General features: G+C 60.4%; 8 protein-coding genes, 1 tRNA gene and 1 pseudogene. 4 read left to right on the top strand and 6 right to left on the bottom strand.

Annotated elements, in window-relative coordinates; all coding sequences use genetic code 11:
* Positions 1 to 234: 234 nt before the first annotated feature.
* Together ACQR0Z_RS30255 and ACQR0Z_RS30250 are read right to left on the bottom strand one after the other, a co-directional pair.
* A complete protein-coding gene (locus ACQR0Z_RS30255; protein ID WP_434921037.1) occupies positions 235 to 468 on the bottom strand; it encodes a hypothetical protein in 234 nt (77 codons plus the stop codon).
* A 113-nt stretch (positions 469 to 581) separates the two neighbouring features.
* On the bottom strand, positions 582 to 1,178 hold the full coding sequence (locus ACQR0Z_RS30250) for a transposase (RefSeq protein ID WP_434921036.1): 597 nt from the start codon (positions 1,176 to 1,178) through the stop codon (positions 582 to 584).
* A gap of 347 nt (positions 1,179 to 1,525) precedes the next feature.
* Here ACQR0Z_RS30250 and ACQR0Z_RS30245 point away from each other — a divergent pair, with 347 nt between their 5' ends.
* The 4 genes from ACQR0Z_RS30245 to ACQR0Z_RS30230 all read left to right on the top strand — a co-directional run bounded on the left by ACQR0Z_RS30245 (position 1,526) and on the right by ACQR0Z_RS30230 (position 4,223).
* Entirely contained in the window at positions 1,526 to 2,131 is a 606-nt protein-coding gene (locus tag ACQR0Z_RS30245) for a hypothetical protein (protein WP_434921035.1), read from the top strand.
* A gap of 135 nt (positions 2,132 to 2,266) precedes the next feature.
* Complete coding sequence (locus tag ACQR0Z_RS30240) at positions 2,267 to 2,560, top strand: hypothetical protein (RefSeq protein WP_434921034.1); 294 nt, start codon at positions 2,267 to 2,269, stop codon at positions 2,558 to 2,560.
* Between the two features lie 563 nt (positions 2,561 to 3,123).
* Complete coding sequence (locus ACQR0Z_RS30235; RefSeq protein WP_434921033.1) at positions 3,124 to 3,411, top strand: hypothetical protein; 288 nt, start codon at positions 3,124 to 3,126, stop codon at positions 3,409 to 3,411.
* Positions 3,408 to 4,223 carry a hypothetical protein gene (locus tag ACQR0Z_RS30230; RefSeq protein ID WP_434921032.1) on the top strand — a complete coding sequence of 272 codons (816 nt, stop codon included), beginning with the start codon at positions 3,408 to 3,410 and terminating at the stop codon, positions 4,221 to 4,223. The genes ACQR0Z_RS30235 and ACQR0Z_RS30230 overlap by 4 nt, the downstream gene beginning before the upstream one ends.
* 91 nt (positions 4,224 to 4,314) lie before the next feature.
* On the opposite strand, the gene ACQR0Z_RS30225 is transcribed toward ACQR0Z_RS30230, so the two are convergent.
* The 4 genes and pseudogenes from ACQR0Z_RS30225 to yacG all read right to left on the bottom strand — a co-directional run bounded on the left by ACQR0Z_RS30225 (position 4,315) and on the right by yacG (position 6,026).
* On the bottom strand, positions 4,315 to 4,620 hold the full coding sequence (locus ACQR0Z_RS30225) for a HigA family addiction module antitoxin (RefSeq protein ID WP_434921031.1): 306 nt from the start codon (positions 4,618 to 4,620) through the stop codon (positions 4,315 to 4,317).
* An 11-nt stretch (positions 4,621 to 4,631) separates the two neighbouring features.
* Positions 4,632 to 4,823: pseudogene (locus ACQR0Z_RS30220) on the bottom strand (type II toxin-antitoxin system RelE/ParE family toxin); the annotation flags it as partial.
* 755 nt (positions 4,824 to 5,578) lie between these two features.
* Positions 5,579 to 5,654 (bottom strand) — tRNA-Phe (locus ACQR0Z_RS30215).
* Between the two features lie 174 nt (positions 5,655 to 5,828).
* Entirely contained in the window at positions 5,829 to 6,026 is a 198-nt protein-coding gene (yacG, locus tag ACQR0Z_RS30210) for a DNA gyrase inhibitor YacG (RefSeq protein WP_434859698.1), read from the bottom strand.
* Between the last annotated feature and the right edge of the window lie 44 nt (positions 6,027 to 6,070).

Raw genomic sequence — 6,070 nt, 5'->3', positions numbered from 1 at the left:
ACTTCGCCCCCCAATGAAGGAAGCCGCATGAAGCAGGAATCCTGCCGGACAGCCGTGGGACAAGCCCGGGCATGACGACGCGGAGAGAGACGGGCACAAAACTACGATCTCCATCTGCGATCGCACTACCCTCAAGGGGAACGGCGGCAGAGCCGTTGACCTCCCAGGAGGCGCCGCGGCATCAGGCACATGCGCGGCGCTGCCATGATACGATCCCGTGGAACACATCACGTTCTAGCCGCCGCTCCGGCACGGCGGAGAAAGCATCGGCACATTCGCCCACGGCCAATTGTGCCATCGACCCTGTTCATCGACGCAGGCGGAGGACGCCGGCGGCGAACTCGCCGTCGCATGCGCGGCGGCCTCGCGCGCTGCAAACCGGTGGTCGACATAGGTTGTCGACAGATATCCCGCCACGGTCACCACCAGGACGACCACGGATCCCTTGGCGAAGTCACCCCAACCCATGTCATCAGCTCCCTCGTTCGGAGTGTCAGGACCACATGGGACGACATTGACGCACCATAGCGCGGCGGGCTGTGAGAGCGGTCACACCGAAAAAAATTACGGTGACAGTGCACTTAACTCAGCGACCTTGAAGTCCGTTCCCGCTCATCCTCCTCCGCCGGCTTCGGCCCGCGCTTGGCTGGCTTGAGCAGGCGACCGGTCATCTTCTCGATGCGGCTGAGGAAGCGGTCGCTGCCGATCGGCCGTCCGATGCTCTCGGCGGCGCGCAGGCGGGCGAACAGAGCCTCCTCGTCGTCCAGCCTGCCGCCCAGGAGCCCCGCGATGTCCGGGACCATCGCCTTCACCGGCTCGCGCGCGTTGACGCCGTCGTCGCGCCCGCGCAGATGCGCGCGCGTGCTCGACCACGCCCAGTCCTGGGCGCGGGTGACCAGCCGCGCCCGCACCGGCTTGAGGCTGACATAGCGCAACGCTGCGGCGAGATGCGCCTCGTCCATCGCCACGGCGCCGAACCGCCCCTGCCAGAAATGGCCGCTGCGCTTGCGGCGCGCCTGGACGATGCCGGCGTAGGTACGATGCACGCGCGCCAGGGCTCGGCGCAGGCCGTCGGCATCCGACGGCACCAGGATCAGATGCACGTGATTGGGCATGAGGCACCACGCCCACACGGCGATGACGATTATGGGCTCTACCGCAACCTGCTCGCGACCCATTGCCGGGCGGCGGACCTCGCGCCTCGAGAAGACATCCACTTTGGCGGGAATAACTCGCCAGACTAAAGTTGATTTTTTATCTCGTTCGGTCGCGGCCCGCCCCCCCCGGGCGCCGTCCATTCATCTGGTGGCTCAACCAAAAAGGCGAGCGCCGCTAAAATTCAACAGCATTCCATGGAACTTAGCCTCTGTGCGAGGGTACTCATAACTCATTGACACTCCAGCCTGAATCAAGGACTCTTTCCTTGCCGAATCATGGGCGTTTTTGCGTCGAGTCCGTCTCACTAGAGAGGCGGGCTCGTTTGATTCCAGGCTCCCAAAGACACTCGCCTACGAGCGCCGCAACCATGATGAAGTCCGGCAAAAAATTGCGCGCAGACAAGCAGGGCGGCAAGGTTGCTACCAATTACGTTCACGAACTCATCGAAATTCTCGAAAGCCATTTTCGAGAAGAAGGACACGCAAGGCAGGAATTTGCCACGGCTGCATTCGCGGGCGCGCTCAGGTTTCTGGAAGAAATTTCAGAGGCGAAGGACATTCCAACCTATAAGCGTATTGCGTTGCTGGCGAAGATTTACGAGGCGGCGAACAAAAAAATCGAGAAGCTGGCGGGAGAGCCCTTCGAGAACATTCCGCTTTGGGCCGACCGCGGTCGCAACTTGAGGAAGATATCCCCCTGCGACTGGGTCAGGCGCCACTACCCCACCTACGGGAAGGGCCTAACCATGGACCAGATCAGAGATGCGAAGCTACGTCAGGCGCTTTGGACCTACAAATCCAAGTATGGCTGGCCAGATGATTTCGATCTGCCGGGCAAATCGGTCACCATTAAACGCCTGCTGGAGGACGTTGGACCGACGGACACGCTTGCCGGCCTTGATGATCTGCCTCCCCGGAGCCGCCGCGACCGCCGGCGGGCTTGGCAGATCCGGTACCAGCGCCTCAAGAAATAGATTTCCGGACACCTAACAGTAGGAGCTTTGCTTCCGGCTCAAAGGAAGCTAACTTTACTAAGTTAACCACCCTTTAGGAAAGAGGTGCGAGCCTGTGACAGCGCCCAGTGACAGGGCTGTTGCCAGGAGGCACGCATGGCCGCCCAAAAATCAGAAGTCTTCTTTAAGATACTTTCACGTATCGCCGACGTTGCTAGTCTGTTCGGCGTGACGCTGATCAGCATCAGCTCGATGCTGCTGCCGACCGCGGCGCAAGCTCCCACCGCGCTCATCGAGCAGGACCTTCACAATTATTGTGTCGAGTATGCCGTCTACGCCGCAGCCAAATCCGATCAGCCGGGCGCCCTCACCATCCTTCGCATCACGGCGGACTGTAAGGACAAGGCCGCGCAACGCGGGGCGATTCCTCGCGCCGGGAGCCGATCATGAAATGTCTCCCCATCTTGTTGCTCGCCGGCGCGATTGCCGTCGGCAGTATGACCGCCGGGGACGCGGCACAACACTTTCAACGCAAGCCCCCCCTCATGCTCGCACCGCCGTCTGCGCCTCCAAAAGCAAAACGGCAGGTGCCGCACTCTGCATCGAAGCCTCCGGCCTGGATGGCGACGCTTCATCGGTGTAATGCCTATATGAATGCACAACTGCTTTGTGCCCGCGCGGTTGATCACACTCGCAACGCGGAGAAACATTTTCTTGCCTGTCTAGACCAGGAAGGCTTTCGCGACGAACCGCCTGAATGCAGGAGCTTACGGTGACGCAGCACTGTCAGCGTAATTCTTGTAATTCCGAAAATGAGTAGGCACGACGCGCTGAGCCTATCTGGGGCCATCAAACGCGAAGCGACTGGCTGGTCTCGCGGTATCGATGCACCCGAATATGTGGGCCTAACATCCGCCCGAAGTCCGAAGATAGTTTTTCCTTGTGCCCAAGCGCTATTCCTGTAGTTGATTAGCTGGGAATACTCGCCACACGGCGGCGTTGGAATCAACTCCATGACCTCAGACGCTTACGATGCTTTTTCTGAAATTCCGAGGATATTGATAACAACATTTACGGTCGCCCTCACGTTAGTTTGCCATATTTTCCTGTGCGCAATTGCAATTTCTAGTGTGTTTGGCATCGAGCAACTTATTCATTGGCTCTGGGGACAAGAGGACCCTAAATTCTTCGATGTTCTTCCTCTCAGATACGTTTTTGGCGCAGTAGATCTTGGGCTAATCGCAGTCTTTGGCGGCTTCGGTATTTGGGATGCGGTGAAGATCTTTCGAGGTAAGAAATGATCTTCTTAGAGCAATGGAGAGAAATTCCTCTTATAGAGTTCCGGCGACAGCCGGGGCGATGGTTCGTCTCACGCGCGATTGTCTATACTGTCGTAGCACTCGGTATTGGATCTTTAGGAACTGCGTTCGCAGCAACATATTCGTTCCTCGTATCGCGGATGCGAGAGCTCCCGCCAACCACTGGAACACTTCCTGAATTTGATCCCCTTACACGACAGAATTTGGTTCCGGACGAAACTGTTTTAAAGAAGGGCGATCGGCTGCCGCTTCTAATGAGCATGCCCGACTCCGCTCATCGAGATCGTATAGCGATGGCCAGCAGGCGAACTGGCGTGGCGCAACTGATCCAAGGCGATGGTGATAGCGATCCTTCAGATGACGCCAAGGCTGCCTTGAGAATTCCGACGACAGCCCGACGTCCACCCGAAACAGCTTTGGCAGCCACAACCGCGCCACCGCCTAAAGGAAGCCGCAAGGATGGACTTCCGTCGACGTCGGCTCGCGCAGCAGCCGTCAGATCCCAGGTAGCGTTGGTCCCACCACGAAAAGAAGACACCACGGCCGCACAGATAGCTGTGAGTGCATCAGCAAATCCGACGAAGGATTTCTCAAACACACTGGAAGTCCTCGATGCGGAAAAAGAGCGTGAGGGTGATCAGCTCTTGCGGATGAACGCTGCCGACAAGAAGGCTGTGCGCAAAGCCATATCGATGTATCGCGCTGCCCTCGCAAATATCGATCGCGAAGATAAGCCAGCGGATTGGGCGAGGCTTCAGGGCAAGATCATCAAAGCCGAAAGTTTACTGCGCTAATGATGTGTGGAATACCGTGTTAGGGTGACAGTGCATATAACTTCCGACCGCCTAACCGTCGACGGGGGCCCGCTCTGCGGCCGCGGCCCGGTCACGCCGCCCGCGGTTTGTTCACCGTCTCGATCCGATCGAAAACCCTACCGAAACTGGGTTTCGTCATCTGGACGTCGTAGTCCGTTTGCAGGCTGAGCGAAAGCTTGGGCGTCGTGTCGAGCGCCTTGGCGAGCCGGAGCGCGGTGTTGGCGGTGGTGCCGGCCTGCTCGCTGGCGATCCGCTCGATCCGCGTTCGCGGCAGGCCGCACACCTTGGCGAGCGCGCCGGCGGACATCCCAAGCGGGGTGAGAAACTCCTCCCACAGGACTTCACCGGGATGCATCGGCTTCAACTTCTTGGTCATTGCAGCGCCTTTCAGTGATAATCGATGATCTCGACGTTCGCCGGGTCGTCGGCCGTCCAGGTGAAGCAGTCCCGAAACTGATCGTTAATGCGGATGGAGTGCTGCCGCTGGCGATTTCCCGTTAGCGCCTCCAGCCGATTGCCGGGCGGCGATCGCAAGTCGCCGAGGTCAGCTGCGGCATTTAGATAGCGCAGCTTCCTAATGATACATAGGTCAAACAATCGCGAGGTCTCTGAGTTGCCCGCGCTGCTTCTACCAACTCACATGTCGTCAGCCAGAGCATCCACCCCTGCACAAACTGCCCGTCGTGCTGATTCCCCTTGCGCCGTCGGGCAAATCACCGCCACATTTCCCGCCATCCCGCCCGCACTGAGAGGGGCGTATCGCGATCGTCACGGGACGTTGCGGCGGGGAGTGGTGGCCGTGGGGCGACGCAGCATCTCATTTGCGGGTGCGGACGAACGTCGTCATGCGGACGGTCAAGCCGTGTGGTCCCGACACCCCGACGCTGGTGTCTTGGTCGGCGACGATGCCGATGACGGGGGCAAGCAAGCCCGGTCCCCTGGGAGAGCGCGGAGCAGCCGTTCAAACCATCGCGCAGGGAAGGCCGGGTTGTTTCCGGCTGAGCCTGTGGTTCCTGCCCCGTGCACTCTGTTTCGCACGGGGGCCGCGGGTGCCAGTCGGCACTCGGCCTTCCCTGCGCCCTCTCAATCGATGAGGACGCCATCCGCAGCAGAGCTCGGGCTGATTCAGCCGCGAGGTTGCGGGCGCATGGGCGCGAGCGACGGCTGCTGATCGCAGCAGGCTGTTTGACAGGGTTGATCAGGAGATCAGGGAGCGGGGCTGAAGCTGGCACTTGGCGGGCTCAAACGCCCGGCTTCGCCAAGAGGCTACGCCGGGCACGCTTCGCCCTGCGGGCTACCGCGGCTGCGCCACGCGTAGCCCGCAGGGCGAAGCGTGGTGCCCAGGGGCGGAATCGAACCACCGACACTGCGATTTTCAGTCGCATGCTCTACCAACTGAGCTACCTGGGCAGGTCTCTTTCGGGCCAAAAAAGCCCGGCGAGCCGGCGGTTTATAGTCAGAGCGGGCGGCGCTGTCTACCGCTGTTCGCGGAAGTTTTCACATTCCTTTTGCAGCTGCGCAGCTGTTGCCGAAACACCGCCCGGCGAGCTGGCGCCATCGGCGCAAGGACATGAAAATACTGGTTTATTCGACGTCGTCCTCGTCGCCCTCGGTGGCCGGGATGACATAGGAGCCGCTGAGCCAGCGATTGAGGTCGACGTCGCGGCAGCGCGACGAGCAGAACGGGCGCGAGGCGTCCGCGGCGGGGCGGTTGCAGATCGGGCAGCGGCGGATGGGTTTGGCCGCGGCGGCGGTGTTCGGTTGAGGCGATTCGTCGGACATGGCCGCTATTTAGGCGACGAGGCCGCCGGATGCATCCCCGTCGG

It is taken from the genome of Bradyrhizobium sp. HKCCYLS3077 (genome assembly GCF_051167555.1).
Classification (GTDB): Bacteria; Pseudomonadota; Alphaproteobacteria; order Rhizobiales; family Xanthobacteraceae; genus Bradyrhizobium.
This window is presented reverse-complemented; position numbering and strand designations above follow the sequence as displayed.